Source organism: Sinorhizobium sp. Y406 (genome assembly GCF_058732025.1).
Genome location: NZ_CM178975.1, coordinates 874,613 through 900,476 on the forward strand (window position 1 = coordinate 874,613; position 25,864 = coordinate 900,476).

The 25,864-nt window shown below is 62.9% G+C and carries 21 protein-coding genes and 2 pseudogenes; 14 read left to right on the plus strand and 9 right to left on the minus strand.

From position 1 onward, the window contains the following. The first annotated feature begins 152 nt into the window (after positions 1–152). From AC4P1R_RS20980 to otnK, 4 genes are all read left to right on the plus strand, one after another. Positions 153–1,469 (plus strand): MFS transporter, encoded by a 1,317-nt coding sequence (locus tag AC4P1R_RS20980; protein WP_492178807.1) that lies wholly within the window; start codon positions 153–155, stop codon positions 1,467–1,469. A gap of 169 nt (positions 1,470–1,638) precedes the next feature. Next, on the plus strand, positions 1,639–2,559 hold the full coding sequence (ltnD, locus tag AC4P1R_RS20985; RefSeq protein ID WP_151612076.1) for an L-threonate dehydrogenase: 921 nt from the start codon (positions 1,639–1,641) through the stop codon (positions 2,557–2,559). 10 nt (positions 2,560–2,569) lie between these two features. After that, positions 2,570–3,346, plus strand: coding sequence for a 2-oxo-tetronate isomerase (gene otnI / locus AC4P1R_RS20990; RefSeq protein WP_151612078.1), 777 nt, complete (start codon positions 2,570–2,572; stop codon positions 3,344–3,346). Between the two features lie 3 nt (positions 3,347–3,349). Next, positions 3,350–4,630: a 3-oxo-tetronate kinase gene (gene otnK / locus AC4P1R_RS20995; protein WP_151612080.1), complete on the plus strand. Its 1,281-nt coding sequence runs from the start codon at positions 3,350–3,352 to the stop codon at positions 4,628–4,630. Between the two features lie 201 nt (positions 4,631–4,831). On the opposite strand, the gene AC4P1R_RS21000 is transcribed toward otnK, so the two are convergent. Both AC4P1R_RS21000 and AC4P1R_RS21005 read right to left on the minus strand, forming a co-directional pair. Further along, positions 4,832–5,413: a DUF305 domain-containing protein gene (locus AC4P1R_RS21000; protein WP_492178648.1), complete on the minus strand. Its 582-nt coding sequence runs from the start codon at positions 5,411–5,413 to the stop codon at positions 4,832–4,834. Between the two features lie 238 nt (positions 5,414–5,651). After that, positions 5,652–6,030, minus strand: a pseudogene (locus AC4P1R_RS21005) (hypothetical protein); the annotation flags it as partial. 609 nt (positions 6,031–6,639) lie between these two features. Here AC4P1R_RS21005 and AC4P1R_RS21010 point away from each other — a divergent pair. Continuing rightward, complete coding sequence (locus tag AC4P1R_RS21010; protein WP_273361423.1) at positions 6,640–7,212, plus strand: cytochrome c; 573 nt, start codon at positions 6,640–6,642, stop codon at positions 7,210–7,212. A 145-nt stretch (positions 7,213–7,357) separates the two neighbouring features. Here AC4P1R_RS21010 and AC4P1R_RS21015 read toward each other — a convergent pair. After that, positions 7,358–7,509: pseudogene (locus AC4P1R_RS21015) on the minus strand (cation transporter); the annotation flags it as partial. 574 nt (positions 7,510–8,083) lie between these two features. Here AC4P1R_RS21015 and AC4P1R_RS21020 point away from each other — a divergent pair. From AC4P1R_RS21020 to AC4P1R_RS21035, 4 genes are all read left to right on the plus strand, one after another. Next, the gene (locus AC4P1R_RS21020; RefSeq protein ID WP_492178649.1) at positions 8,084–8,719 is read left to right on the plus strand and encodes a Spy/CpxP family protein refolding chaperone; all 636 of its coding nucleotides are present in this window, start codon (positions 8,084–8,086) and stop codon (positions 8,717–8,719) included. Between the two features lie 25 nt (positions 8,720–8,744). Then, complete coding sequence (locus AC4P1R_RS21025) at positions 8,745–9,044, plus strand: DUF2933 domain-containing protein (RefSeq protein WP_151612087.1); 300 nt, start codon at positions 8,745–8,747, stop codon at positions 9,042–9,044. Between the two features lie 117 nt (positions 9,045–9,161). After that, positions 9,162–11,525, plus strand: coding sequence for an ABC transporter permease (locus tag AC4P1R_RS21030; protein ID WP_492178651.1), 2,364 nt, complete (start codon positions 9,162–9,164; stop codon positions 11,523–11,525). Positions 11,526–11,529: 4 nt separating this feature from the next. After that, entirely contained in the window at positions 11,530–12,777 is a 1,248-nt protein-coding gene (locus tag AC4P1R_RS21035) for an efflux RND transporter periplasmic adaptor subunit (RefSeq protein WP_492178653.1), read from the plus strand. A 185-nt stretch (positions 12,778–12,962) separates the two neighbouring features. Here AC4P1R_RS21035 and AC4P1R_RS21040 read toward each other — a convergent pair whose 3' ends face one another. From AC4P1R_RS21040 to gcl, 6 genes are all read right to left on the minus strand, one after another. Further along, positions 12,963–13,877 (minus strand): DUF930 domain-containing protein, encoded by a 915-nt coding sequence (locus AC4P1R_RS21040; protein WP_492178654.1) that lies wholly within the window; start codon positions 13,875–13,877, stop codon positions 12,963–12,965. 71 nt (positions 13,878–13,948) lie between these two features. Beyond that, on the minus strand, positions 13,949–14,437 hold the full coding sequence (locus tag AC4P1R_RS21045; protein WP_492178808.1) for an ureidoglycolate lyase: 489 nt from the start codon (positions 14,435–14,437) through the stop codon (positions 13,949–13,951). A gap of 38 nt (positions 14,438–14,475) precedes the next feature. Continuing rightward, positions 14,476–15,744 (minus strand): glycerate kinase type-2 family protein, encoded by a 1,269-nt coding sequence (locus AC4P1R_RS21050; protein ID WP_492178656.1) that lies wholly within the window; start codon positions 15,742–15,744, stop codon positions 14,476–14,478. Between the two features lie 117 nt (positions 15,745–15,861). Further along, positions 15,862–16,746 (minus strand): 2-hydroxy-3-oxopropionate reductase, encoded by an 885-nt coding sequence (locus AC4P1R_RS21055; RefSeq protein ID WP_492178658.1) that lies wholly within the window; start codon positions 16,744–16,746, stop codon positions 15,862–15,864. 3 nt (positions 16,747–16,749) lie between these two features. Continuing rightward, positions 16,750–17,565, minus strand: coding sequence for a hydroxypyruvate isomerase (gene hyi / locus AC4P1R_RS21060; protein ID WP_492178659.1), 816 nt, complete (start codon positions 17,563–17,565; stop codon positions 16,750–16,752). A 79-nt stretch (positions 17,566–17,644) separates the two neighbouring features. Continuing rightward, positions 17,645–19,432 (minus strand): glyoxylate carboligase, encoded by a 1,788-nt coding sequence (gene gcl / locus AC4P1R_RS21065; protein WP_492178661.1) that lies wholly within the window; start codon positions 19,430–19,432, stop codon positions 17,645–17,647. A 165-nt stretch (positions 19,433–19,597) separates the two neighbouring features. Between gcl and AC4P1R_RS21070 the strand changes: the two genes are divergently transcribed. The 5 genes from AC4P1R_RS21070 (at position 19,598) to AC4P1R_RS21090 (ending at position 25,863) form a co-directional block, all read left to right on the plus strand. Continuing rightward, positions 19,598–20,419 carry an IclR family transcriptional regulator gene (locus tag AC4P1R_RS21070; RefSeq protein ID WP_492178663.1) on the plus strand — a complete coding sequence of 274 codons (822 nt, stop codon included), beginning with the start codon at positions 19,598–19,600 and terminating at the stop codon, positions 20,417–20,419. A gap of 89 nt (positions 20,420–20,508) precedes the next feature. After that, positions 20,509–21,345, plus strand: coding sequence for a bifunctional allantoicase/(S)-ureidoglycine aminohydrolase (locus tag AC4P1R_RS21075; RefSeq protein ID WP_225191390.1), 837 nt, complete (start codon positions 20,509–20,511; stop codon positions 21,343–21,345). Positions 21,346–21,408: 63 nt separating this feature from the next. Next, complete coding sequence (gene ligD, locus AC4P1R_RS21080; protein ID WP_492178665.1) at positions 21,409–23,865, plus strand: DNA ligase D; 2,457 nt, start codon at positions 21,409–21,411, stop codon at positions 23,863–23,865. A gap of 25 nt (positions 23,866–23,890) precedes the next feature. Further along, positions 23,891–24,778: a non-homologous end joining protein Ku gene (gene ku / locus AC4P1R_RS21085; protein ID WP_069461094.1), complete on the plus strand. Its 888-nt coding sequence runs from the start codon at positions 23,891–23,893 to the stop codon at positions 24,776–24,778. Then, positions 24,778–25,863, plus strand: a complete 1,086-nt coding sequence (locus AC4P1R_RS21090) for a tetratricopeptide repeat protein (RefSeq protein WP_492178666.1) — start codon at positions 24,778–24,780, stop codon at positions 25,861–25,863. The genes ku and AC4P1R_RS21090 overlap by 1 nt, the downstream gene beginning before the upstream one ends. Position 25,864 lies beyond the last annotated feature (1 nt).

Below are 25,864 nucleotides of genomic sequence, written 5' to 3' on the forward strand. Positions count from 1 at the left end.
CGTTCCATTCAACATCAGTTTTTTTGGCAGCGCTACCATTTTCCTCTTGGCAGCGCTGCCAAACTGTCGTAGATAATTATGGCAGCGCTGCCACTTTTGTGGGACGCGCCTCGTCGGGCGATTGCATGGCAATTCAAGAAGTGGAGGAAATCATGACGCTGCAAACACCGGTGCCGGTCGATGGCGCATATCTGGATCGGGCAGTCGAAGACCGCGCCTATGCCAAGGTCTTTTGGAGAATTATCCCGTTTTTGATGCTGTCCTACATGGTCGCCTATCTCGATCGCGTCAATGTCGGATTCGCCAAGCTGCAGATGTCGAGCGAGCTCGGCCTTTCGGAAGCGGCCTACGGCATCGGCGCGGGGATTTTTTTCATCGGCTACTTCCTGTTCGAAGTACCGAGCAACGTCATCCTCAACCGGGTCGGTGCCCGCGTATGGATCGCGCGCATCATGATCACGTGGGGCGCCATCTCCGCCGCCTTTGTGTTCACGACGTCGGAGACGGTATTCTACGTCCTGCGCTTTCTGCTCGGGGTGGCCGAGGCGGGGTTCTTCCCGGGCATAATCCTCTATCTCACCTGCTGGTACCCGTCACACCGTCGCGCCAGAATTGTTGCGACCTTCATGTCGGCGATTCCGATCTCGGCCATCTTCGGCAATCCGCTGTCCGGGCTGATCATCGACAGTTTCCATGGGACCCATGGCCTCTCCGGCTGGCAATGGATGTTCCTCATCGAGGCAATCCCCGCCGTCCTGCTCGGCATGGTCACCCTGTTTTACCTTGACGACAGGATTGGCGACGCCAAATGGCTCACGGACGTCGAAAAGAACGTACTCATCGTGAACATCAGCGCCGACAACCGAGCGAAAGCCTCTAGCCCGCACGACATCGCCTCGACCATGACTGATCCGCGCGTCTGGCTGTTGTGCCTCATCTATTTCTGCTTCGTTCTCGGGCAATACGGACTGAATTTCTGGATGCCGACCATGGTCAAAGCCTCGGGCGTGGCCGGAAACCTGCAGATCGGCCTGATCTCCGCCATTCCGTATATATTCACCTTCGTCGCCATGCTGGCGCTCGGGCGCTCCTCGGACCGGCTGCGCGAGCGCCGGTGGCATCTGATCGTCCCGGCTCTGATCGCGGCGGGCGGCTTCGTCACCGCGACCATGGCAGGAAGCACGACTGTCGCCATTCTCTGCCTTTCGTTTGCCGCCGCCGGCGCCATCAGCTGCGCGCCGCTGTTCTGGTCGCTCCCGACGGCCTTCCTCGCCGGGAGCGGCGCCGCCGCCGGCATCGCCTGGATCAACTCGGTCGGCAACCTTGCCGGATTCCTCGGACCGTTTATGGTCGGCTATCTGAAGGATTTCACCGGCAGCAACAGCGCAGGCATGTATTTCCTGGCCGCCGTTCTTGTTGTCGGCGCGCTCGCGGTGTTGGCGGTGCCGGCCAAAAGCGTCAACCGCTAAGCAGAAATCCATCGGTTGACCGACGAGTATCTGCTTAGACTCCTTAGGATTGCCGCAGGTTCTGATTGCAAAACCGTGGGACACTTTGCGGAACCTGCTTGGAAGCCAAAAAACCCCTCCCGGCCGTCAATCCGGAGGGGTCGCCAAACTCACGACGGGAGATACTGTCATGTCATTGAATGGTGAAAATCACGACCCCCGTGCGGCCGTGATAGGTCTCGGCTCCATGGGCTTCGGCATGGCGCAGTCGATGGTGCGCGCCGGCCTTGAGGTTGTCGGTTACGACATCACCGAGAACGCGGTGGAGCGCTTCCTCGCCGAGGGCGGCCGCGCTGCGCAAAACCTGACGGATGCGGTTGAGGGTGCCGATATCGTGGTGTCGGTCGTCGTCAATGCGCAACAGACGGAAGCGGTGCTTTTCGGCCCCGACGGGATCGCGAGGGCAATGAAGCCTGGGTCGGTCTTCATTTCATCGGCGACGATGGACCCAGCTGTCGCGCGCAGGCTGGCTCAGCGGCTCGAGGCGCTCGGGCTCCACTATCTCGATGCACCGATTTCGGGCGGCGCTGCTAGAGCCGCGAAAGGCGAGCTGACGATCATGGCGTCGGGCTCGCCCCAGGCCTTTGCCGCGGCGCGTCCGGCGCTCGATGCCATGGCCGCCAAAGTGTATGAACTGGGCGACGTGTCCGGGATCGGCGCCGCCTTCAAGATGATCAACCAACTGCTTGCCGGCGTGCATATCGCCGCCGCCTGCGAAGCGATCAGCTTTGCGGCCAAGCAGGGTCTTGATCTTCAAAAGGTCTATGAAGTGATCACCGCTTCGGCCGGCAATTCCTGGATGTTCGAGAACCGCGTTCCGCACGTGCTCGCAGGCGACTACACACCGCTCAGCGCCATAGAGATCTTCGTCAAGGATCTCGGCATCGTCCAGGACATGGCGCGCGCCGAGCGCTATCCGGTGCCGCTGGTGGCGGCCGCGCTGCAGATGTATCTCGCTGCGTCCGGCGCCGGCATGGGCCGCGACGACGATTCCTCGCTCGCGCGCCTCTATGCCCAGCTTTCCGGCACCACGTTGCCGAGCAAGAGTTAGGAGCGCAGCCATGCCGGTCTTTGCCGCCAATCTGACGATGATGTTCAACGAGTGGTCGTTCCTCGACCGCTTCGACGCCGCCGCCGCGGCGGGTTTCACCGCCGTCGAATGCCTCTTTCCCTATGAGGCGCCGCCAGAGGCGGTTGCCGAGCGGCTGGCGCGCAACGAATTGCAGCAGGCGCTTTTCAATCTGCCGCCGGGCGATTGGGCCGCAGGCGAGCGCGGCATCGCAGCCCTTCCCGGCCGCTTCGACCAGATGAAGGCGGATGTCGAACGGGCGCTCGATTATGCGGAAGCGACCGGCGTCAAAAGGCTGCACCTGATGGCGGGGCTTGCCGATCCTGCCGATGCGGCGGCAACGATCGCCTATCGGCGCTCGGCGGCCTACGCGGCAGAGCGCCTTGCCGACAAGGGGCTCGACCTGGTGATCGAGCCGATCAACGGCCGCAACATGCCGGGCTACTTCCTCAATGATTTCGGCAGCGCCGAGCGGGTGATCTCGGAACTCGGCCACGCCAATTTGAAGCTGCAGTTCGACATCTATCACCGCCAAATTATCCATGGCGACGTAACCATGGCGCTTCGCCGCCTAATGCCGATCATCGGCCATATCCAGATCGCCAGTGTGCCATCCCGGCACGAGCCGGATGGGGAGGAGCTCAACTATCCTTTTCTCTTCGGGGAAATCGACAGGCTCGGCTATAGCGGCTTTGTCGGCTGCGAATACACGCCCCGCGGGTCGACGCTCGACGGCCTCGGCTGGTTGAAACCGTTCGCAAGGAGCTGAAAGATGGCCATACTCCTCGGTTCGATCGCCGACGATTACACCGGCGCCTCCGATCTCGCGAACACGCTGACGAAGAACGGGCTTAGCACGGTGCAGACGGTCGGCATCCCCTCCCCCGCTCTTGCCTTGCCGGACGTCGACGCCGTCGTCGTCTCGCTCAAGATCCGGTCCGTCGCCGCCGGTGAGGCCGTTGCGGCCGCTTTGAAGGCCGAAAGGTGGCTGCGTGACCGGGGCGCCGCGCATGTGCTCTACAAGGTCTGTTCGACCTTCGATTCGACCGATCGGGGCAATATCGGCCCGGTGACGGAAGCGCTGAGCGAGGCCGCAGGCGGCGGGACCGTCCTGATCACCCCGGCCTTCCCGGAAACGGGGCGCACCGTCTATCTCGGCCATCTCTTCGTCAACGGTCAGCCGCTCAACGAAAGTCCGCTCAAGGACCATCCGCTGAACCCGATGCATGATCCCAATCTGGTGCGAGTAATGGCGCGGCAGTCGCGCGGCGCGGTTGGGCTCGTCGACCTTCCGACCGTGATGGCAGGACCTGACGCGGTGATGGCACGGATCAGGGCGATGAATGCGACGGGCGTAGCGACGGCGATCGCCGATGCGGTCGCGGAAAACGACCTCGAGACGCTCGGCGAAGTGGCGTGGCAGACGGCCCTGTCGACGGGCGCCTCCGGCCTTGGGCTCGGCCTTGCGCGGGCGATCGCACGGTCCGGCCGCGCATCCCCGCCGGGCGGTACGGCGACCGACGCCATTCGCCCCGTCGGTGGTCTGGCGGCAATCGTCGCCGGCAGTTGCTCGGCGGCGACATTGCGGCAGATCGAGGTCGCCGAACGATCGATGCCGGTCTTGCGGCTCGACACGGAAAGGCTGCTCACGGGATCCGACGAGATTGCCGCGGCAATTGCCTGGGCCGGCGAGCGGATCGCGGCAGGGCCCCTCGTCATTGCCGCAAGCGCCGCACCCGACATCGTCTCACGGCTGCAGGCGCAATACGGACGGGAGGCGTCCGGTCACGCCATCGAAGCTGCGACGGCAGCGATTGCCAGCGAGCTTGTGGCGCGCGGCGTGAAGCGTCTCGTCGTCGCCGGCGGCGAGACCTCCGGCGCCACCGTCGACCGGCTTGCCATTCCTGCTTTCCTGATCGGCCCGGAGATCGCGCCCGGCGTACCGGTGCTCCGCACCGTTGGCAATGAGCAGGGCGAGATGCTGATGGCTCTGAAATCAGGCAATTTCGGCGGCGAGGACTTCTTTGCTGCGGCATTGGCGAAGATGCACTGATGCTGAGGCAGGTTCCGGAATAGCCCACGGTCGTGCGATCAGAACCTGCGACTTGGTGCCCGTGATAAATGGCCGAATTGGGTGGTGGAAAGCGGAGCTTGGACAGCAACCCCTTGGGTGGCGGCAATCCATGCGAGAAGCCGACATCTCGACACTTCCGGCTCACAAGAGCTTGAGGGGAAGCAACACTGGCCCTCTCGACTACAGCGGCTTTTCCGTCAGTAATTTGCCGCTCAACAAATCCCGAGCTTCGCTCGCACCCTCGCTCTTCAAAGTCGCAGGACCGGCGGCCAGCGGTTCGTTGGCGCGCCTGCCGAACTGCTCGATGTCCTCGATCAGCATTTTCATTTCGGCAATTTCCTTCACCTGATCGCGAGTAATCCTATCTGCCAAATAGCGCACACGCGGATCACGAATGTCAGCCTGGCGCGCGTTGCTGATGGCTATGGAGTGATGCGGAATCATCGCTCTCATGAAGTCGACATCGCCGATTAGCGCTTGGCTGCGGTTCACAGTCAGCAGCGTCCAGCCTCCGATGATCGCCACCGCAAGTACGGCAATTTTCGCGACTTCTGGTCGGTACATCCGCCACATGAAAGCCAGCATTACCGCTGTCATGACGCAGCCCATCACCAGGGAGGAAATGAACCGGGTCAAGCTGAACAGCGCATGGTCCCAACTGTAAACGAGCTGGTACATCAGAAAGAACATGATTACCGTCGATGTGGCGATCATCGCCGCGAAGCGTCCCCACCCCATACTCATCATTTGATGCTGATCCATCGCCGCGACCTCCCGGTTCAGGCGCTAAACGGATAAGTTGGCTTTTTGTTCATATTCAACACTGCCGGGCATGCCCGACGCGCTGAATTTTCGAGTCCGGTGAATGCATTGAGAGCTGCGAGGATGCCGGAACTTCAGCAGCAGTAGCAGGCGTTTTCAGCGCCGTCCAAATCGGGAGCGGGCAGGCTCGATAAAGAGCATCCGGCGAGCGCTGGGCTGGCTGCCGGTGCACGGCTACGATGTTCGGGGGACGGTGCAGTGCAGGAAGCTCGCCCGTGGTTCGGGCGTCATCGATGAATCGGCGAATGGAGGCTACGCGCGGTCCGCCGACGGCCTCGGCCTCCCCGACGATCGCCATGCTGACGCAGAAGCCCTTGCAAACATTACTGCTTCACAAGCTTCTGGGCATCTTTCGGGAAGGATTTGTGGTCGCCATGCGTATGCCCGCCGCTCGCCATCTCACGATGATGGTTGTCGGACTGCGCGATTTCAGGATTGTACGAAGCGCCATGCATTGCGGCAGAAGCCGTCGGCAATGAGTAACCCGTCAGCGACATGACAATCGCCAAGCGGAGCAGAACCAGCATCTTCTGCAATGTGATTCGAAACATACTCATCCAACCGAGGACGAGCATCGGTCCCAAAGTTGTCAATTGCCAGTTCATGCAGACACGCGATTCGCGTCTATTATGTGGCACCGCAACGAACGGCCGCGGAATCTATCTGGCTGAAGACGGATGTCATGGTTCCAACGATGGCAGGGCCAAGCAAGAAATGGCCGGGCATGGAAGGGCGCATCGCCGTTCCCGTTCCTCGATCCGCACGAGGTCCGATGACAAATCTGAGCACGTATCTCAGCCTTTCACTCGTCGCATTCGGCGCTGCGACCTTTGCTGCCTTTCCAGTCCGAACCCGTGCCGACCTGCTTGCGTCAAGGCAATTCTCAACGGCCCGGCTTCTCGTCGCCGCGAGCGTCGGCGACTGCTTTGGTCGGTCGGCAATTGAACGTCAAGGCCATCCTCCGCTCGCTGCCATCAATCGACAGCATAGCACGTTCGTTCCACCAAGAAGGGCTACCAGGTTTCGTGCCTTGCAGGCCGTAGTGACGCGGACAGAAACATAATTACGACCAAGATGGCCAGCAATTCTCTTGCGCGTCTCCGGACGGCGACGAGCGCTCACGGAGCGCGGCGCCCGACGAATATTTTGGGAAGGATTGCATCTGGATGTGTTCGAAAGCGGTGAAATGGTCTGCCCCCATCCTTGTGGCGGCCGCGGTTGCCGCCGCGGCCATTTCGGCAGCGGCGGCACAGGTGGTTTCATCCGACAAACTGGTTCAGGAAAGGCAACGGGACATGAAAGCGATGGCGGCCGCGGCCAAAAGGATCAACGACATGTTCAAAGGCACGTCACCTTATGATGCGAAGGCGTTCAAAGCGGCCGCCGAATCCATCAGGGCGCATTCTGGGGAAAGGCTGTCTTCGCTGTTTGACGGCTCCGTCACTGCCGCCGGCTCGAAGGCCAGTTCAAACATCGAAACTGAGCGACCGAAGTTCCACGACCTGGCGGCCGAACTTGGCGTCTACGCCTCGGCGCTTTCGATCGCGGCCAATCGCAACCCGGATGTTCTCGGTCCTGAAATGCGAATGCAGGGCGGCGATGCGATGATGGGTGGGCCGATTGCGAGGAAGCCGCAGGCGACGCGGGACGTCGCGTCGATCCCCGCAGAGCACGCGTTTCACATGATGCTGCAGACTTGCACCTCCTGCCACGCCAAGTTTCGCCTCCAGACCGAGTAGTCACAGGCGCCGAGTTTGCTTCGTTATAGCCGTTTCCCGAGCTTTCTGTGCTGTTTGCGCCAACCGTATCGCATCAGACCGCGGCTTGCAGATTGAGAGCACGGTCGTCGTGATCAGTACGGCAATGCCTGCCGGCAGATTCGACCAGATTGACGTTCGCCGAGAAGACGCCGGGCACTACGAGATGGTCTTTTCGACATGTCGCAGGCAGGAGGCGCACGTCGTGCCTTCGATGCCGAAGTTCGGTGGAGACTGGTGCTGAAGTGAGGATTTTTCGATCTGTGTCAATGCAGTCATCGGAGCGATTCCCATTGCCACCGCACCGTCAGATAATCCTTCCAAAAAAATGAGGTGACCTGCCACTGAGTTTTCATCCAGCGGCGATTAGAGCCTCGGCGTCGAGCAGTATGTCGCGGCGAATGCTGAGGGCCTGGCCGAACTTGATGAACGTCGTCCCAGAGTGCCCCGGCAAAGAGGAAGGTATTGTCGATCGTCGACAGCTCGCATTGCCGGACGCGCCTGCCGTCCGGATGATTCGCTCCGATCCTCGGAATTCCGCAGACAATTCTGACGGCGGAAACAGTCTATGCGCCCGCCACGATCGGCGATTAGCGCCGTCGCCTTGTCGACCATCATTCCGCGGATCGGATCCTTGGCGAACGCGTGCCGCGCCTTCCTTCAGGAAAGGGGACGCGGACGCCGATGCTGGTTGATGTTGCTTAGGGTGGTCGCAGCGCGCGCTATGACCGTCTGTTCGAAGTCGAGCTGATCCGCATCAAGGTGGATTTTCGCGCTAGCGGTATTTTCAGAAGAATTGCGGGCACCTTGCTGCGAGGTGACTGCCAAGCCGGATGAGTTGGGAGAAACGAAAATGGCGACACCGCGAACGATCCTGCTGGCGAGTTCCCTGTTTGTGCTCGGAACGCCGGGCTTTTCCGAAGACGCACATCACCCGGAGTCGACAGCCGGACAGATGAGCGAGCAAACGACGCAAACGCAAGCCCCCGCCACCAGCCCGAGCGCCATGATGCCGCACGGCATGATGTCCGGTGGCATGATGAGCGGAATGATGGGGATGATGGGCGGCGGCCAGGCGCCACTGGGCATGATGGGCGCGGGTCAAGGGCCGATGGGCCCACCCGATATGGGACTGATGGCCAAGATGATGGCCCCCGAACACATCGAGGGGCGTCTCGCGTTCCTGAAGACGGAACTCAAGATAAAACCCGAGCAAGAGTCGTTGTGGAACGCCTTCGCCGAGGTTCTGCGCGCCAACGCCCGCGGCGTGCAGGATGGCATGATGCAAATGCCGGGCGCAATGGGACCGGGTGGGCCCGCGGCGACCCCATTGCAGCGCATTGAGTTCCGGGAAAGCGCTCTCGCAAACCGGCTCGACGGAGTGCGCAAGCTGAAGGGAGCTCTCGCTCCTCTCTATCAGGCGCTCGACGGAACGCAGAAACAGATGGCGGACAGGCTGCTCCTGCCGCCGATGATGGGAATGATGTGAACGAACGGCCGGGGAGGCCATCGCGATGAGCAGCGAAGACCGCGCTGGGCAACCGGCGCCGGAGTTGCACAGCGGACATGATCGCGAAGGTGCGGAGCCAGCCGGATTCTGGCGATCGAACACAGGGATCGTGCTGAGCGGCTTCCTGTTGATCGGTGGCTTTCTCCTCCTCTCGGAGCATCGCCTGCACGCATTCAGCTACCTGCCTTATCTGCTTGTCCTTGCCTGCCCACTCCTGCACCTGTTTCACCATGGTTATGGAAGCCATGGAGCGCACAAGCACGAGTGGCAGTCGGGAGCGGGGGAGAAATCGAGGGCTGATTGAGCCGGCCGAGGCGACGCTCTCCTCCTCTTATTTCGCGGGAGGCATGGCGCGCGCGGCAGGTTCCATGCTGAGGGCTGAATTGGTCCTCTCGGCGCCGGGGCGCTCGGTTGGTGACGCATGAGCACGCTCGATACCAAATTGCAGCGGGATTTGCGGCGACTTTGGGGGCAGGTCCTCGCCATCGCCCTCGTGGTCGCTGGTGGTGTCGCATCGTTGGTGATGTCGACCGGATCGTTCCGATCGCTGGATGAGACGCGCACGGCCTATTACGAGAGGCACCAGTTCGCCGACATATTCGCGGAAGTGACGCGGGCTCCGAAAACGCTTGTCGCGAGGATCGCCGAGATCTCCGGCGTCGCCGCGGTCGAGGCCCGCATCGCCGAATTCGCACTGCTAGACATACCGAACTTTCGCGAGCCGGCGACCGGCCGTTTGATTTCTCTTCCGGAGAATGGTCCGCCGCTTCTCAATCGGCCTTATATGCGAGTCGGGCGCTTGCCGGACGCGAACGATCCGGACGAGGTAATGGTCAATGAGAGCTTTGCGAAGGCGCACTCCTTTGAACCGGGAGACCGCTTCTCGGCTACGCTCAACGGCCGAAAGCGCGAGCTTACCATCGTTGGCATCGCACTGTCGCCGGAATTTGTCTACGCGATCGGGCCCGGCGATCGCATGCCCGACGATCGCCGCTTCGGTGTGATCTGGATGTCGGAGCGCGCCCTGGCCGAGGCCTGCGATCTCGATGGCGCGTTCTCGTCGGTGAGCCTCAAGTTGATGCCGGATGCGGTGGAAACCGACGTCATCGATGCGATCGATGACCTGCTTGAGCGCTATGGCGGCGGCGCAGCCTACGGACGCAAGGATCAGACGTCCCATGCCTATCTCGATCACGGCCTCGACATGCTCAGGAACATGAGCCGCACCCTGCCGCCGATTTTCCTCATCGTCAGCGCCTTTCTCGTCAACCTGACGCTCAGCCGACTCGTGGCGCTCGAAAGGGAGCAGATCGGGCTTCTCAAGGCACTGGGGTACCGAGACACCAGCATTGTCGTGCACTATTTGAAATTCGTCGCCGCTACCGCCCTCATCGGCATCATGATCGGCAGTGCGGCGGGGACCTGGCTGGGTTCCTATGTGACGCGGCTTTTCGGCGAGTATTACCGCTTCCCGTTCCTCGTCTTCTCCGAGAATTTCAACGTCTATGTCCTTGCGGCTGTTCTCAGCACGGCGGCTGCGCTGGGGGGCGCGCTCCGCTCCCTTCGCGAGATCACCTCGTTGCAGGCGGCGGTCGCGATGCAGCCGCCGGCTCCCCCGACGTTCCGACGCCTGCTGCTCGGATGGCCTACATTCGGTACGCTCATCTCGCGGCGAACGATGATGATGCTCAGAAACATCGCCCGGAAGCCGATCCGGGCAGCCCTGGCGACGCTGGGCATGGCCTTTGCGACCGGCATTCTCGTCGTCTCGCTGTTCGTCGGAAATGCCATGGAGGAACTGATCGACGTGACCTACTTCATGGCCGATCGCCAGGACGCCACGGTCAGTTTCGTCGAGAAGCGGCCGGAGACGGTTCTGTTCAATCTGAGCAGACTGCCCGGCGTGCTTGCGGTCGAACCTTATCGTCAGGTCCCCATCCGCGTCCGAAAGGGAAGCCGCGAGCGCAGGACATTGCTGTCCGGGAGGCCCGCCGGCGCAGACCTCAGCCGGATTATCGATGTCGATCTGCGCACCGTCAGCTTGCCGGAGGCGGGGGTGGCAATTTCCGCCTATCTCGGGCGCCTTCTGGATGCGCGCGTGGGCGACATAGTCGAAGTGGACCTGCTCGACGGCCGGCGGCGGACAATTCCGCTGACGGTGACCGCCCTCGTGGAGGACTATTTCGGCATTGCCGCGATGATGGACGCGCAAGCGCTTTCCCGCTTGTTGCGCGAAGCCCCCACGGTGAATGGCGTCCATCTCAGTGTGGATGACGGCAAGCTTGATCTGCTCTACGAGGCCATAAAGCGGATACCGACGGTTGCGGGGGTCGCGCTGCAGCGTGTGTCCCTCGTGAACTTCCGTCAGAGCCTGGCGATCATCGTCACGACGATGGCCGGAATCTATACTGGGCTGTCCGTCGTGATCGCCTTCGGCGTCGTCTACAACAGCGCCCGCATCTCGCTTTCGGAGCATGCGCGCGAACTCGCAACACTCAGAGTCCTTGGCTTCAGCCAGGGCGAGACGATGCGCATTCTGCTACTCGAACTGGCCGTCATTGTCGCCCTTGCCCAGCCGCCGGGTTGGGCAATCGGCTACGGCCTTTCATGGGTGATGAACAAGCAGCTTGCCGGGGAGCTCATGCGCGCGCCCCTCGTCGTCGAGAATGCCACCTATGTGCTGGCGACAGCGATCGTCTTCTTCGCAGCATTGATTTCGGCGCTTGTTGTCGGGCGTCGCGTTTACGAGTTGGACCTGGTGTCCGTGCTCAAAACCAGGGAATAGGGCCGTGCAAAGGAAGTGGCTGAAACGGGCCGGATGGCTTATCACTGTCGGGGCGGCGGCTGCTGCCGCCATCTGGTTCGCCTGGCCGCGGCCGGTGCCCGTCGACACGGCACCGGCGGCGAGGGTGCCGATGGCCGTGACGGTCGACGAAGAGGCACGAACGCGGGTCCGGCATGTCTACACCGTATCCGCGCCCGTTACCGGAAAGGTCCTCCGTATCTCTCGGCCCGACGGTCACGACCAGACCTCTTTGCATGTCGGCGACGAGGTGATCGTGGGCAAGACGATCGTCGCGGTCATGGAGCCAGTGACTCCCGGCCTGCTCGACGTCCGCTCTCGCGCGGAACTGGAGGCGGCGCTCGTCGCGGCAAACGCCGTGGTGACCTTGGCGGAGGCCGAAATACGCCGCATCGAAGCGGCAGTCAGTTTCGCTCGTGCCGAGCTTGCGCGCGCGGAGGGGCTTGCGCGCAGCGACACGATTTCCGCGCGGGACCTGGAAAAGGCGAGGTTCGATCTCGAGACGATCGAGGCCCAACTCGCGACGGCGAAGGCACAGCTCGAGGTCCGGCGGCGAGAGCAGGCGGTGGCATCGGCGCACCTCACCGGATCGTCCGAAGCGGATGCAAGCGCCGGCGAAGGCTGCTGCGTCCAAATCCGCGCACCCGTGAACGGCCGCGTGCTCAGGATCGTCCAGGAGGACGAAGCAGTCGTTCAGGCCGGCGCGCCGCTCGTCCAGATCGGCGATCCGAAGGACCTCGAGATCGTCGCGGATTTTCTCTCGACCGAGGCCGTACAGATCAAGACCGGTGCTGCGGTCACCATTGACGGCTGGGGTGGACCGATCGTGCGCGGCCGGGTGAAGCGAGTCGACCCCGCCGGTTTTGTCAAGGTCTCGGCCCTCGGCATTGAGGAACAGCGCGTCGGCACCGTGATCGATCTCGTCGATCCACCCGAATCCTGGGCCCGACTGGGTCACGACTTCCGGGTCATCGTTCACGTGGCCATTTGGGAATCGGCAGACGCCCTGACCATACCTGTGAGCGCGCTGTTCCGGCGCGGCGACGACTGGGCCGTCTTTGCGGTCAAGGACGGTCGTGCCCGTGCCACGATCGTGCGCACTGGACAGCGAAACAGCAAACTGGTCGAGGTGTTGTCGGGGCTTTCTCCAGGGGACAGGGTCTTGCTGCATCCAAGCGACCGGGTGGCCGAGGGTACGGCGGTGGCGGAGCGCGAGACGCGCTCCCTAGAGTAGCCTCTTATGAGACTCTTTGTCCGCTTAAGCGCGGCGGAGCTGTTGTTCACAGCGAGATGATTGAACGACAGCAACGGGTCGAGAGCGGTATTCTGTTCCGGTACTAAGTGTTAGATTAGGTTTTCGTCACTGGGCGCATCGGCCCGAAATTCGTATCTGCTTGAGAGGACTTGCTTGGCTATAGGCTAGTCCCTCGGCAATTGCCGCGCTGCCCACTCGCTTTTCGGGATCGCCTTGCCAATGGCGTAACTGAAGGAGACGACCGCCGTGGTCTCGGAGCTGACCTCGCATTTGAAATCAACCGCGTACCATTTCCGCTGGCTGCGGAAGGCGCCGCCATTGGCACTCATGCCATCGGGAGAAACCAACCCTCCCGACGGGCCGAACGGCACGAGCATGTCCGGAAAGGCATCGGGTCTCTGCCGACGGATCTGCTCGAGCGCCTCGATGGTGCATAGCTGGACGATACGCCTCTTTGGCGGCAGCCGACCGATCGCCTGCTTGACGCGCGGATCGGACAGCGCATCCTTGGAGTAGAGTTGCCGTGCTTCTTGGAGCGCTGGCGCCTGACGCTCGGGTGCTGTCTGCTCGGGATTTGCGGCCTTATCCGCCTTGGCGGCCTGCGGCGTGGGCTTCGCCTCGGGAACGGGCGCGCTCGGCGGCGCTACGGCATCGGCGGCCGCGTTGACAGCCTCCTTAGCTTCAACGCGCAATTCCGCAGGTGCCGTCCTGATAACGGACGGTTCGTCTTTCGCGGCACTCTCCGGCTTCGGCCGTGCAAGATCGATCGTCTTTGGTGCCGCCGGGGGCAATTGCGGCTGAGTGGGCTTTTCCTTGTCGAGCCGCGCGGAAGCGGACTCGAATGCCTGCGGCTGCGCACGCGCTCGCTCCGGACTCGGCTCCGTACGTTCTTCCGGCGACTTCTCCTCCGCTTGCGACGGCGGTGGAACGAGCTCGACATTCACGCTTTTCTCCTGCGCCGGCGGGCCATGCTCTGGCAATCGGACCAGCAGCAAGAACGCCAGGGCCAGATGCAGGGCGACCGAGGTCGGTATGCCCCAACCGGTTTCCCCCCACATTTTCCTGATGACGCGTTGCATTGCTCGAAAGTCCGCGGACACTATCCGCGGAACCTAAGAGCTCGACCGCCTTACAACAAGGGTGAATGCCGTCACCCGTGCTCGATGCGATAGGGGGCAGTGAAGAAATGCTCCTCCAGATTGCAGCCTTCGCCGCCGCGGTCGACGACGACGAAGTCGGAAATCCCATGAAGCGGCGTCAGGATGCCGTGCCAGACGTTTCGTGCGATATTGACGCCCTGGCCGGGCGCGGTCTCGAAGGCGATCGGCGTTCCCGGATGGCCACCTTGATCCGGCGCAACGACGACGAGAAATGTGTTTTTCGTCAGCGGCACGAAAGCCTGGCTGCCGAGCGGATGGCGCTCGACCATGGTCAGCGTCAGCGGCAGGTCATAGGGCTCGCCGCGCAACCGGCTAATCAGCACCCGCGCGCCCGGCCCGGTCGCCTCGACCTGGGCAAGATCATGGTGGCGGGTGCACTTGCCGGCGTTGATCGGAAAGCTCTTTGCCGCGTCCATTTCGATCACATCGCCGAAGGGCGCGAAGGCAGCAGGGGTCAGGGGCCGGATCGGCAGGGACATCGCTTGAACTCTGCCATGCAGTTTTGCTTCTATCTCGCTCATTGGATCAGTATCGCCCTGAAATCATTGACGTTAGTGCCGGTCGGCCCGGGTTTGAAGAGATCGCCGAGCAGGTCGAAAGCGGTCCAGCTGTCGTTGTCATCGAGCAGCGCCGCTGCACCGGCCCCGCGCTTGAGGAGCCGGCCGGCCGTCCTGTCGTCGGCGAATGCGCCGGCATTGTCTTCGGAACCGTCGATGCCATCCGTGTCGGCGGCCAGGGCCGAGATGCCTTGAACGCCGTCGATGCCGAGCGCGAGCGACAGCAGGAATTCGCCGTTGCGGCCACCCTTGCCTGTGCCCCGCATGGTGACGGTGCTCTCGCCGCCGGAAAGAAGGACAACTGGCTTCTGGAAGGGGCGTTCACGCGTCGCCACCTCGCGGGCGATGGCGGCATGGACCAGCCCGACGTCGCGCGCCTCGCCCTCGATGGAATCCGACAGAATGGCTGCCGCAACTCCCGTCGCCCGCGCTTTTGCCGCTGCGGCCTCCAGCGAAACGCCAGCGGACGCGATCAGCCGCACTTCATTGCGGGCAAAACGCGAATCGAATGGCGTCGGCGCATCCGCCGCCATCGACGCCAACCACCGCATGACCGCGCCCGGCAGAGATAGTCGGTAGCGCTCGATGGTGTTCATGGCATCGAAGCGGCTCGAATGGTCGGCAATCGTCGGACCGGAGGCGACGAGAGCGGGGTCGTCACCGGGAATATCGGAAACGACGAGCGAAACCACGCGCGCCGGATGGGCGGCCGCAGCCAGCCGGCCGCCCTTTATCAGGGAGACCTGCTTGCGCAACGCATTCATCGCCCGGATCGGCGCACCGGAGGCAAGCAGCGCGCGGTTGACGGCGATTTCATCCTCGAGTGACAGCCCCGGCGGCGGTGCCGGCAGCAGCGCCGAGCCGCCGCCGCAGATCAGCGCGACGACGAGATCGTGCTCGGTCAGGCCGTCGACCTCGGCAAGAAGCCGGCGCGACGCCATGAGACCATTCTCGTCCGGCAGGGGATGGGCGGCTTCGAGTACGTCGATGCGCTCACAGCGAACGCCGAAGCCGTAGCGGGTCACGACGGCGCCGCCAAGCGGCCCGTCCCACAGCCGTTCGAAGGCGCGCGCCATTTGCGCGGCGCCCTTGCCGGCACCAACGACGACGGTGCGCCCCTTCGGCCGCTTCGGCAGATTGGCCGCGATGACGCCCGCCGGGTCGGCGGCGGCGACCGCCGCCGTGAATAAGGTCTCCAGGAATGCACGCGGATTGGCGATAACGGCCATAAATCCCTCCCTTTCGAAAAAGACCCGGGCGGCGGCTCCTCCTTCCGCCGCCCGGATGCACGATCGCCAATGGTGGATGGGGAAGCCCGCCCGGCGGATCATGCGCTTCGCAGCACTTCACGCGACCGGATGGTTCGCCATCCGCTCCAGCGCGCGGACCAATCCGGAATGGTCGAGTCCGCTGTCGCCATTGGCGGCGCAAATGTTGAAGAGTTCCTGCGTCGCCGCCGTATTCGGCAACGAGATGCCGAGGCTCTTCGCCCCCTGCAGGGCGAGATTCAGATCCTTCTGATGCAGCGATATGCGGAAGCCCGGTTCGAATGTCCGCTTGATCATGCGTTCGCCGTGCACCTCGAGGATGCGTGAGGAGGCAAAGCCGCCCATCAGCGCCTCACGCACCCGCGCCGGATCGGCGCCCGCCTTGGACGCGAAGACCAGCGCCTCGGAGACTGCTTCGATCGTCAGCGCGACGATGATCTGGTTGGCGACCTTGGTCACCTGCCCGTCACCGCAATCGCCGACCAGCGTGATGTTCTTGCCCATCAGCTTGAAGAGCGGCAGAGCGCGCTCGAAAGATTCCGGCGTGCCGCCGGCCATGATGCTGAGCGAAGCATTCTTCGCACCGACTTCGCCGCCGGAGACCGGCGCGTCGATATAGTCGGCTCCCGTTTCGCGGACCTTCCTGGCGAATTCCTTCGTGTCGATCGGCGATATCGAGCTCATGTCGATGACGAGCTTACCCTCGCCGAGACCGTAATAGACGCCGTTCTCGCCGAAGAGGACATCTTCCACTTCCGGCGTGTCCGGCAGCATGAGGATGATCGTGTCGAGGGCCTCGGCAAGCGCCTTCGGCGTCTCGACGAGTTCCAGGCCGTGGTCGACGAGCTCCTGGCGCGGCGGGATGACGAATTTCGAGGTGATGATCCTGTGGCCGGCATCCTGCAGGTGACGCGCCATCGGCGTGCCCATAATGCCCAGTCCAATGAAACCGATAGATGCCATTACTTAGCTCCTGATCTTGATGATGTCTGCGGATTGGCGGCGTGCGAGTTCGGACCCGAGCCAGCCGAGCCCGTCCGCGGTGGCCGTTCGCGGCTTGTATTCGCAGCCGATCCAGCCGTCGTAGCCGGCGGCCTCAAGCGCGTCGAAGACGAAGGGGTAGTTGATCTCGCCGGTGCCCGGCTCGTTGCGACCCGGATTGTCGGCGAGTTGGATATGCGCGATCCGGTCCGAATGGCGCTTGTAGGTGCCGATCAGTTCGCCCTCTGTGCGCTGCTGATGATAGAGGTCGTACTGAATGAAGATGTTGTCGCTGTCGACTTCCTCGATGATCGCGGCCGCCTGTCCGACCGTGTTCAGATAGAAGCCCGGAATGTCGAAGCGGTTGATCGGCTCGATCAGCAGCCGGATGCCGTGCCCGCCAAGTTCGCTTGCCGCAAGTTTCAGATTGGCAACGAGTGTCGTGCGCAACACGCTGTCCGGCACGCCGTCGGGCGCGATGCCGATAAGGCAATTTACCTGGCTGCAATCGAGCGCCGTCGCATAGTCGATGGCACTGGCGACACCCCGGCGGAATTCGTCGATGCGATCCGGCAGGATGGCGATGCCGCGCTCGCCGCCCGCCCAATCGCCGGCCGGCAGGTTATGCAGGACCTGGACGAGTCTATGGCGATCGAGCGCGGCGCGCAGCGCCATTTTCTCGAACTCGTAGGGAAAGAGAAATTCCACCCCTTCGAAGCCGGCCCTGGCGGCGAGCGAGAAGCGGTCGAGGAACGGTGCCTCGTTGAAGAGCATTGTCAGGTTTGCCGCGAATTTCGGCATTGCGGTTACTCCTCCTGGAAGTTGCAGCGGGATGCGGGCGGAAAACCGCATACACTTTTCCTCATCCCGCTCTCATTGATCAGTCGAGCAGGGCGGCGGCGATCGCCGTCGGTGCATCCTCGCCCCGCTCGGCGAGGTCCTCGAACTCGACGACCGCGTCGATATCCGCCCCCATGGCGATGTTGGTGACGCGCTCCAGGATGAATTCGATGACGACCGGAACCCGATATTGCTTCATCAGCGCCGCGGCGCGCTCGAAGGCGTCGGCGAACTCGTTCGGGCTCCTCACCCGGATCGCCTTGCAGCCGAGCCCTTCCGCGACCGCCACGTGGTCGACGCCGTAGCCCTTTTCCGCGCCTTCGCCCGCATTGATGTTCTCGAAGGCGAGGCTCACCTCGAAGTCCATCTCGAAGCCGCGCTGCGCCTGGCGAATGAGGCCGAGATAGGAGTTGTTCACGACGACATGGAGATAGGGGAGCTTGTGCTGCGCCCCGACCGCCAGTTCCTCGATCAGGAACTGGAAATCATAATCGCCGGAAAGCGCCACGATCGGACGGTTCGGGTCGGCGGCGCGCACGCCGAGTGCTGCCGGCAGCGTCCAGCCGAGCGGGCCGGCCTGGCCGCAGTTGATCCAGTTGCGCGGCCGGTAGACATGCAGGAACTGCGCGCCGGCAATCTGGCTGAGGCCGATCGTCGAGACATAGCAAGTGTCGCGGCCGAAGGCCTTGTTCATCTCCTCGTAGACGCGCTGCGGTTTGAGCGGTGTCTCATCGAAATGGGTCTTGCGCAGCATGGTGCCCTTGCGCTCGCGGCATTCCTCCGCCCAGGCCGACCAATCTCTGAGCTTGCCGGCGGTCCTCCATTCAGTCGCGACGTCGAGGAAGAGCTTGAGGGCGGCTCCCGCGTCCGAGACGATGCCGAAATCCGGCGCAAAGACGCGGCCGATCTGCGTCGGCTCGATATCGACATGGATGAATTTGCGGCCTTCCGTGTAGGTCGGAATGCTGCCGGTATGGCGGTTGGCCCAACGATTGCCGATACCAAAGACGAAATCCGAGGCAAGCAGCGTCGCATTGCCATAGCGATGCGCCGTCTGAAGCCCGCACATGCCGGCCATCAGCGGATGATCGTCCGGGATCGTGCCCCAGCCCATCAGCGTCGGGATGACCGGAACGCCGGTGATCTCGGCGAACTCGACAAGCAGGTCGGAGGCATCCGCATTGATGATGCCGCCCCCGGCAATGATCAACGGCCGCTCCGCCGCATTCAGCATTTCAATCGCCTTCTCGGCCTGCGCGCGCGTGGCGGCGGGCCTGTAGGGCTGAAGCGGTTCATAGGTGTCGGGATCGAACTCGATCTCGGCAAGCTGGACATCGACCGGCAAATCGATCAGCACCGGTCCGGGCCGGCCCGATCGCATCAGGTGGAACGCCTTCTGGAAAACGAAGGGGACGAGCGCCGGTTCCTTGACGGTGACTGCCCATTTCGTCACGGGCGCCGCAATCGCGGCGATGTCGACCGCCTGAAAGTCTTCCTTGTCGAGGCGCTCTCTGGGCGCCTGGCCGGTGATGCAGAGGATCGGGATCGAATCCGCCGAGGCCGAGTAGAGGCCGGTAATCATGTCGGTGCCGGCCGGCCCCGAGGTGCCGATGCAGACGCCGATATTGCCGTGCTTCGCCCGGGTGTAACCCTCCGCCATATGCGAGGCGCCTTCCACATGGCGCGCCAGGATGTGACGGATCGAGCCGCCCGCTTTCAGCGCCGAATAGAGCGGATTGATGGCGGCACCCGGCACGCCGAAAGCACAATTAATGCCTTCCTTCTCCAGAACATGAACCGCCGCATCGACGGCGCGCATCTTGGTCATGGCAACTCCTCCTGTTCGAGTGAGATGCTAAACCATCCGGAGACTTGTTCAACGCCATTATGGAAATCATTCCCATGCTATGGAAATAATGATTTTCAAGAAAATTGGGAAAATCGAACGCAATCGCTGTAGAGCATTATGGACGCCAGTGATTTGGAGAGGTCCATGGAATTGACGGTGAAGGGAAAGCGCGGGCGCAAGGCGGCGGCAAATGCCGCTCCCTCCTCCGTTCAGGTCCTCGACCGGGCCCTGTCGCTCCTTGCTATCGTTGCCGAGGGCGATGGATCGACGCTCACCTCACTCTCGGAACGCACCGGCATGGCGCCTTCGACGGTACACCGGCTGCTGACCTCGCTTGCCGGCCACGGCGTGGTCACGCATGAGGGCGACACCGGCACCTGGACGATCGGCGTCAGGGCCTTCGAGATCGGCAATGCTTTTCTGCGTTTCCGCAAGCTCGGCACGATCAGCCGGCCTTTCCTGCAGCATCTGATGGAGGAAAGCGGCGAAACGGCAAACGTAGGCATCGAGGACGGTGGTGACGTGGTCTTCATTTCGCAAGTCGAAAGCCACGCGCCGATGCGCGCCTTCTTCCGTCCCGGCCGGCGGGGGCCGATCCACGCGTCGGGCATCGGCAAGGCGATCCTTTCGGCCTGGTCGGACACGGAGATCGCCAAGGTCTTGAACGACAGACCGCTCGCGCACTTCACCGCCCGCACGCTCGACACGCCGACGGCGCTCATGGCCAATATCAAGGAAACCCGCGATCGCGGCTGGTCGGTCGACGACGAGGAGCATACGCTTGGCATGCGCTGCATCGCCGCTCCGGTCTTCGACGAATATGGCCAGGCGATCGGCGGCATTTCGGTCTCCGGCCCGAGCGTTCGCATCGACGACGCGAAGCTCGCAAGCCTCGGCCCCCTCGTCCGCAGAATCGCGGATGAATTGACTCGCGCAATCGGCGGCCACAGGCCGGAGGAGCGCTGATCAATCGATTTTCAGTAGGACCGGCAGTAGACGGCCATACGTTTCAACCCTCAACCAGACCTCAACAGCGACTTCGACAGGCGAGTAATATGAAGAGCAATTACTTTTTTCCGGAGGGTGGGCACCCGCCGCAGACGAATCTCCTGACCGACCGGGCCGTGTTCACCGAGGCCTATGCGATCATCCCCAAGGGCGTCATGCGCGACATCGTCACGAGCTACCTGCCGTTCTGGACGAACACGCGGCTTTGGGTGCTCTCGCGGCCGCTGTCGGGCTTCGCCGAGACTTTCTCGCAATATATCATGGAAGTAGGTCCCTCGGGCGGAAGCGACCGGCCGGAAGCCGACCCGCGCGCCGAGGGCGTACTCTTCGTCGTCGACGGCGAGTTCCGCCTGACGATCGGCGGCCAGTCGTACCGGATGCAGCCCGGCGGCTATGCCTATATTCCGCCCGGCAGTGAATGGAGCCTGCACAATGACGGCGGTACGGCCACCCGGTTCCACTGGATCCGCAAGGCCTATGAGAAGGTCGAGGGACTGCCCTTTCCCGATCCGATCGTCACCAATGAACGCGAGGTCACGCCATCGCCGATGCCGGACACGGAGGGTCGCTGGGCCACCACCCGCTTCGTCGATCCGTCCGACATGCGCCATGACATGCATGTGACGATCGTCACCTTCGAGCCCGGCGGCGTCATCCCCTTCATGGAGACCCACGTCATGGAGCACGGCCTCTATGTCCTCGAAGGCAAGGCGGTCTACCGGCTGAATTCGGATTGGGTCGAGGTCGAAGCCGGCGACTATATGTGGCTGAGAGCCTTCTGCCCGCAGGCCTGCTATGCCGGCGGGCCGGGCAAGTTCCGCTACCTGCTCTACAAGGACGTCAACCGCCATATGGCACTCGGCACGCCCGGCCGCTTCGCCTGAACCGGCCGGACAACCGCCGCCCGCGATATTGCGACTTCCGCGGATCGGACTTAGCCTTGAAGCATGGCGACATCGAAGCTCGAGGCCTACCGCAAGAAGCGGGATTTTTCGAAGACGCCGGAACCGGCCGGCGGCCTTGCCGGCGACGGCAACCGCTTCGTCGTGCATAAACATCACGCCACCGCCGACCACTATGACCTGAGACTTGAGGTCGGCGGTGTCCTGAAAAGCTGGGCTGTGCCCAGGGGCCCGTCGCTCAACCCCGCCGACAAGCGGTTGGCGGTCGAGACCGAGGATCACCCGCTCGACTATGTCGATTTCGAGGGTGTGATCCCCGAGGGGGAATATGGCGGCGGGCCGATGATCGTCTGGGATACGGGCGTCTGGGCGCCGATGGAAGACGTCGACGAGAGCCTGCGCAAAGGCGCTTTCAAGTTTCGCCTCGCTGGCGAAAAGCTCAAGGGCGGCTGGATGCTGGCCCGGCTGAAACCGAAGCCCGGCGAAGAGGAAAAGCGCAACTGGCTTCTCTTCAAGGAGCGAGACCCGGCCGCCGATGCCTCCATGGACATCCTCGCCGCCCGACCGGAGAGCGTCAAATCGGGCCGGCGGATCGAGGACCTGGTCGAGAAGCCGCGCCCTCCCGCCAAGCCTTTCAAGCTCAATGCCGCGGCTCTCCCGGGCGCCGAGAAAGCCCCGCTGCCCACACGGATCGAGCCGCAGCTCGCGACGCCGACGGCCACACCACCGGAAGGCGCCGGAGAACGCGAGGATTGGCTGCACGAGATAAAGTTCGACGGATACCGCACGATGGCGCACAAGGCCCGGGACGATGTGCGCCTGATCACCCGTGGCGGTCTCGATTGGACGAAGCGCTATGGCGATCTGCCCGAGGCCTTCCGGCGCCTTGCCTGCCGCGACGCCGTCATCGACGGCGAGATCGTCGCGCTCGACGCGTCCGGGGTCAGCCGCTTCGCGCTGCTGCAGGAGGCGTTGTCGACCAGCGTGGAGAACCGGCTTGTGTTTTATGCCTTCGACCTCCTCCACCTCGACGGCTGGACCCTGGTGAACGCGCCTCTCGACAAACGCAAGGAACTGCTGAAACGATTGCTTGAACCGCATGTCTCCAGCCGCTCTGCCATTCAATACAGCGATCATGTCAGCGGCGGAGGCCGCGCCTTTTATGACAAGGCTTCCGAACTGGGGCTTGAGGGCATCATTTCCAAACGCGCATCGGCGCCCTATCGGAGCGGCCGCTCCAAGACCTGGACCAAGACCAAGGCGCTCACGGCGGAAGATTTCGTCATCGCCGGCTATACCGTTTCGGAAGCCGCCGAAGGCATTGCCGCACTGGCGCTCGGCGAGTGGATGGATGGCGAATTGCAGTATCGCGGCAAGGTCGGCACCGGCTTCGACACGGCGATGCTCAAACACTTGCGAGAGCGGTTGGAACCCTTGCGTTCCGGCGCAACCCGACTCGAAGGAGCGCCGAAGGAGATCATCTGGGTTCGGCCCGTGCTGACGGCGCGCATCCACTATGGCAACCGGACGACGGACAACGTGCTTCGCCACCCGGTTTTCAAGGGGCTTCGGGAGGTCGAACTTTCAACGCCGACCGCCACCAGTCGCAAGCGCTTCATCTCCGACGCCGACCTTGCTGGCATATCGATCACCAATCCGACGCGCCGCCTGTTCGGAAAGTCCGGGCCCACGAAGCTCGATGTCGCCGTCTACTACGCCGCTGTCGGCGATTTCATGCTGCCGCACATCCTCGGTCGCCCGGCCTCACTCGTTCGCTGCCCGACGGGGCGGCCCCAGGACTGCTTCTTCCAACGTCACCCCTTTACCGGCATGCCGGCTTCGGTGGCCGGTTTTGAGGCCATGAGTTCGGAGGGAGAGCCGAAAACCTATTTGTCGGTTGAGGACGCCAAGGGCTACCTGGCGCTCGCGCAATTCGGCGTCGTCGAATTCCACAGCTGGGGATCGACGCGAAAGCGGCTGGAAAAACCAGACCGCGTCGTCTTCGACCTCGATCCGGGCGAAGGCATCGGCTGGCGTGAGGTGGTCGAGGCGGCAGTCCACATCAAGCAGGAATTGGAAGCGCTCGATCTCGTTCCCTTCGTCAAGACGTCGGGGGGCAAGGGCATCCATGTGGTCGTGCCCGTCAAACCGAAGCTCGACTGGAAGAAAGTGCACAAGGCGACCGGCGACATGGCCGCCCGGCTCGCCGCCACCGCGCCGGAAACCTTCATCACCACGATGAGCAAGGGAAAACGGTCCAACCGAATCTTCATCGATATCCACCGCAACGCCCGCGGGCATACCGCAGTTGCGCCCTATTCCCTTCGAGCCCGCACGAACTTGCCCGCCTCCACCCCGCTCAGCTGGAACGATCTTGAAACTATCGACGCTCCCGAGGATTTAAACTATTCTTCGCTTCCCGGCCTTCTGGCCACTTCCGGCGACCCCTGGGCCGAAATCGACGCATATGCCAGGGACTTGCCGCTCATTTCCGGGAAGTAAGCGCGTTGCCGAGCAGGAGACCATCATGGCACCCAGGGCAAGTTGGAAAGGCTATCTGAGACTGAGCCTCGTAAGCTGTCCCGTACGGCTTTACCCGGCCACTTCGACGAGCGATCGCATCGCCTTCAATCAATTGCACAAAGACACGCACAACCGGATCAATATGAAACCGGTCGATCCGGAACTGGGACTCGTCGAGCGCTCCGATCTCGTCAAGGGCTACGAATACGAGGACAAGAAATACATCATCATCGAGGATTCCGACCTGGAAAGCGTCAAAATCGAATCCAACCACACGATGAATATCGAGGCCTTCGTCGAGGAAGAGACCGTGGACGTCATCTACCGCGACGCGCCTTATTACCTGGCCCCGGACGGGGCAATGGCGGAGGAGACCTTCATTGTTCTGCGCGAGGCGCTGCGCAGGACCGGCAAGCTCGCAATAGCACGCCTCGTGCTCTCGAGCCGCGAGCGCGTCGTCACCATCGGTCCGCGCGAGACCGGCATGTTCGTCTGCACCCTGCGCAACCCGAATGAGGTACGCGGCACGGCCGATTACTTCGGCAACATCCCCGTCGGCAATCCCGATCCGGAAATGCTCGAGCTTGCAGAGGCGCTCATCAAGCAGAAAGCCACGGTTTTCGATCCGAAGAACTACGAAGATCGTTATGAGGTGGCGCTGATGAAGATGATCCGCGAGAAGCTCAAGGGCCACAAGCCGATCATCGCGGCCGCGCCCGAACGCGGCAACGTCATCAATCTCATGGACGCGCTGAAGGCGAGCCTCTCGCAGGCGAAACCGCCCGCCCCGAGCAAGAGCAAGGCCAAAGCTGAGCCGGCCTCCCCACAGGCCGCTAAGCCTGCGCCGACCCGGCGGACCGTGTCAAAGCCCGCCGCCAAGAAGAAAGTCTGATGGTGGTCGCAGGCCAGATATTCGGCACAGTCGGCGCGATTTCCTCATTCCCACGACGGCTGCTCGCGAAAGAGGTCGAGCGGCAAGGCGGGCATCTACGGCGCGGAGTCACGCGTCAGACGGCTTGCGTGGTCTTTGGCCGCGGTCTGCTGGCAAAGGCAACGGAAGCGGACATTCAGGCGCGTGTCGAACGCGAAGCCGGAGAGAGCCGGCGCCTCCTCAGCGAGAACGGCTTGCTGCGGCTTCTCGGCCTGGCGACGGCGACGGAAACATCGGCGCTGACGCGGCAATCGCTGATCGATCAGTCGAGCCTGCCGCCGCGCCTCTTCCACCTCCTCTCGCTGTTCGACGCCTTCGAGCACGACAGCGAGCCCTATTCATTCCGCGACCTGATCCTTGCCCGCAAATATGCCGGGCTGGTCGCGAGCGGTGCCGGGTGGAGCGCAATCGTCCGCTCCGTGCACCGTTCCGGGCAAATCGCATCTCTGACTGCGCTCTCGCTTCACCACAAAGGCAGCGATGCGATCTACGCGCGTCGCGCCGAGGGCTTGAGCGAGCTCGACGGGCAATTGCTGCTTGACCTCGATGCCCCGGACGAACTGGCGCTCGAAGAGCTTTTTGCCGAAGCCGAAGCGGCCGAAGAGGCGGGCGACTACGACGAGGCGGCGGCGATCTACCGGCGCTACCTCGCCATCGATCGCACGGATTCCGTCGCCGCCTTCAACCGCGCCAATTGCCTGAGAGCGGCCGGCCGCGAAACGGAGGCTGTGCATGATTATGTCCGGGCGCTCAAGCTGGATCCCGCTTTTGCCGAGGCCTGGTTCAACCTTGCCGGGCTCGTGGGGACACGAGGCCACGTCAACGCCGCTCGCCGGCACCTGACAAAGGCGATCGCGCTCGACGGCGAGTATGCGGACGCGGTCTTCAATCTGGCAAAGCTCGAATTCGATGCCGGCGATCTCGGCGAAGCACGGCGCTGGTGGATCCGCTATCTGGAACTCGACAGGGACTCCGAATGGGCCCGAACGGCCGAGCGTGGCGTGCACTTCGTGAACCTTCATCTGAGGTCGAAAACGGTTGGCTGAG

Excerpts from the sequence above, each read along its gene's own strand:
- AC4P1R_RS20980 (WP_492178807.1), top strand. The coding sequence starts at position 153 with ATGACGCTGCAAACACCGGTGCCGGTCGATGGCGCATATCTGGATCGG.
- ltnD (WP_151612076.1), top strand. The coding sequence starts at position 1,639 with ATGTCATTGAATGGTGAAAATCACGACCCCCGTGCGGCCGTGATAGGT.
- otnI (WP_151612078.1), top strand. The coding sequence starts at position 2,570 with ATGCCGGTCTTTGCCGCCAATCTGACGATGATGTTCAACGAGTGGTCG.
- otnK (WP_151612080.1), top strand. The coding sequence starts at position 3,350 with ATGGCCATACTCCTCGGTTCGATCGCCGACGATTACACCGGCGCCTCC.
- AC4P1R_RS21000 (WP_492178648.1), bottom strand. The coding sequence starts at position 5,413 with ATGGATCAGCATCAAATGATGAGTATGGGGTGGGGACGCTTCGCGGCG.
- AC4P1R_RS21010 (WP_273361423.1), top strand. The coding sequence starts at position 6,640 with ATGTGTTCGAAAGCGGTGAAATGGTCTGCCCCCATCCTTGTGGCGGCC.
- AC4P1R_RS21020 (WP_492178649.1), top strand. The coding sequence starts at position 8,084 with ATGGCGACACCGCGAACGATCCTGCTGGCGAGTTCCCTGTTTGTGCTC.
- AC4P1R_RS21025 (WP_151612087.1), top strand. The coding sequence starts at position 8,745 with ATGAGCAGCGAAGACCGCGCTGGGCAACCGGCGCCGGAGTTGCACAGC.
- AC4P1R_RS21030 (WP_492178651.1), top strand. The coding sequence starts at position 9,162 with ATGAGCACGCTCGATACCAAATTGCAGCGGGATTTGCGGCGACTTTGG.
- AC4P1R_RS21040 (WP_492178654.1), bottom strand. The coding sequence starts at position 13,877 with ATGCAACGCGTCATCAGGAAAATGTGGGGGGAAACCGGTTGGGGCATA.
- AC4P1R_RS21045 (WP_492178808.1), bottom strand. The coding sequence starts at position 14,437 with ATGTCCCTGCCGATCCGGCCCCTGACCCCTGCTGCCTTCGCGCCCTTC.
- AC4P1R_RS21050 (WP_492178656.1), bottom strand. The coding sequence starts at position 15,744 with ATGGCCGTTATCGCCAATCCGCGTGCATTCCTGGAGACCTTATTCACG.
- AC4P1R_RS21055 (WP_492178658.1), bottom strand. The coding sequence starts at position 16,746 with ATGGCATCTATCGGTTTCATTGGACTGGGCATTATGGGCACGCCGATG.
- hyi (WP_492178659.1), bottom strand. The coding sequence starts at position 17,565 with ATGCCGAAATTCGCGGCAAACCTGACAATGCTCTTCAACGAGGCACCG.
- gcl (WP_492178661.1), bottom strand. The coding sequence starts at position 19,432 with ATGACCAAGATGCGCGCCGTCGATGCGGCGGTTCATGTTCTGGAGAAG.
- AC4P1R_RS21070 (WP_492178663.1), top strand. The coding sequence starts at position 19,598 with ATGGAATTGACGGTGAAGGGAAAGCGCGGGCGCAAGGCGGCGGCAAAT.
- AC4P1R_RS21075 (WP_225191390.1), top strand. The coding sequence starts at position 20,509 with ATGAAGAGCAATTACTTTTTTCCGGAGGGTGGGCACCCGCCGCAGACG.
- ligD (WP_492178665.1), top strand. The coding sequence starts at position 21,409 with ATGGCGACATCGAAGCTCGAGGCCTACCGCAAGAAGCGGGATTTTTCG.
- ku (WP_069461094.1), top strand. The coding sequence starts at position 23,891 with ATGGCACCCAGGGCAAGTTGGAAAGGCTATCTGAGACTGAGCCTCGTA.
- AC4P1R_RS21090 (WP_492178666.1), top strand. The coding sequence starts at position 24,778 with ATGGTGGTCGCAGGCCAGATATTCGGCACAGTCGGCGCGATTTCCTCA.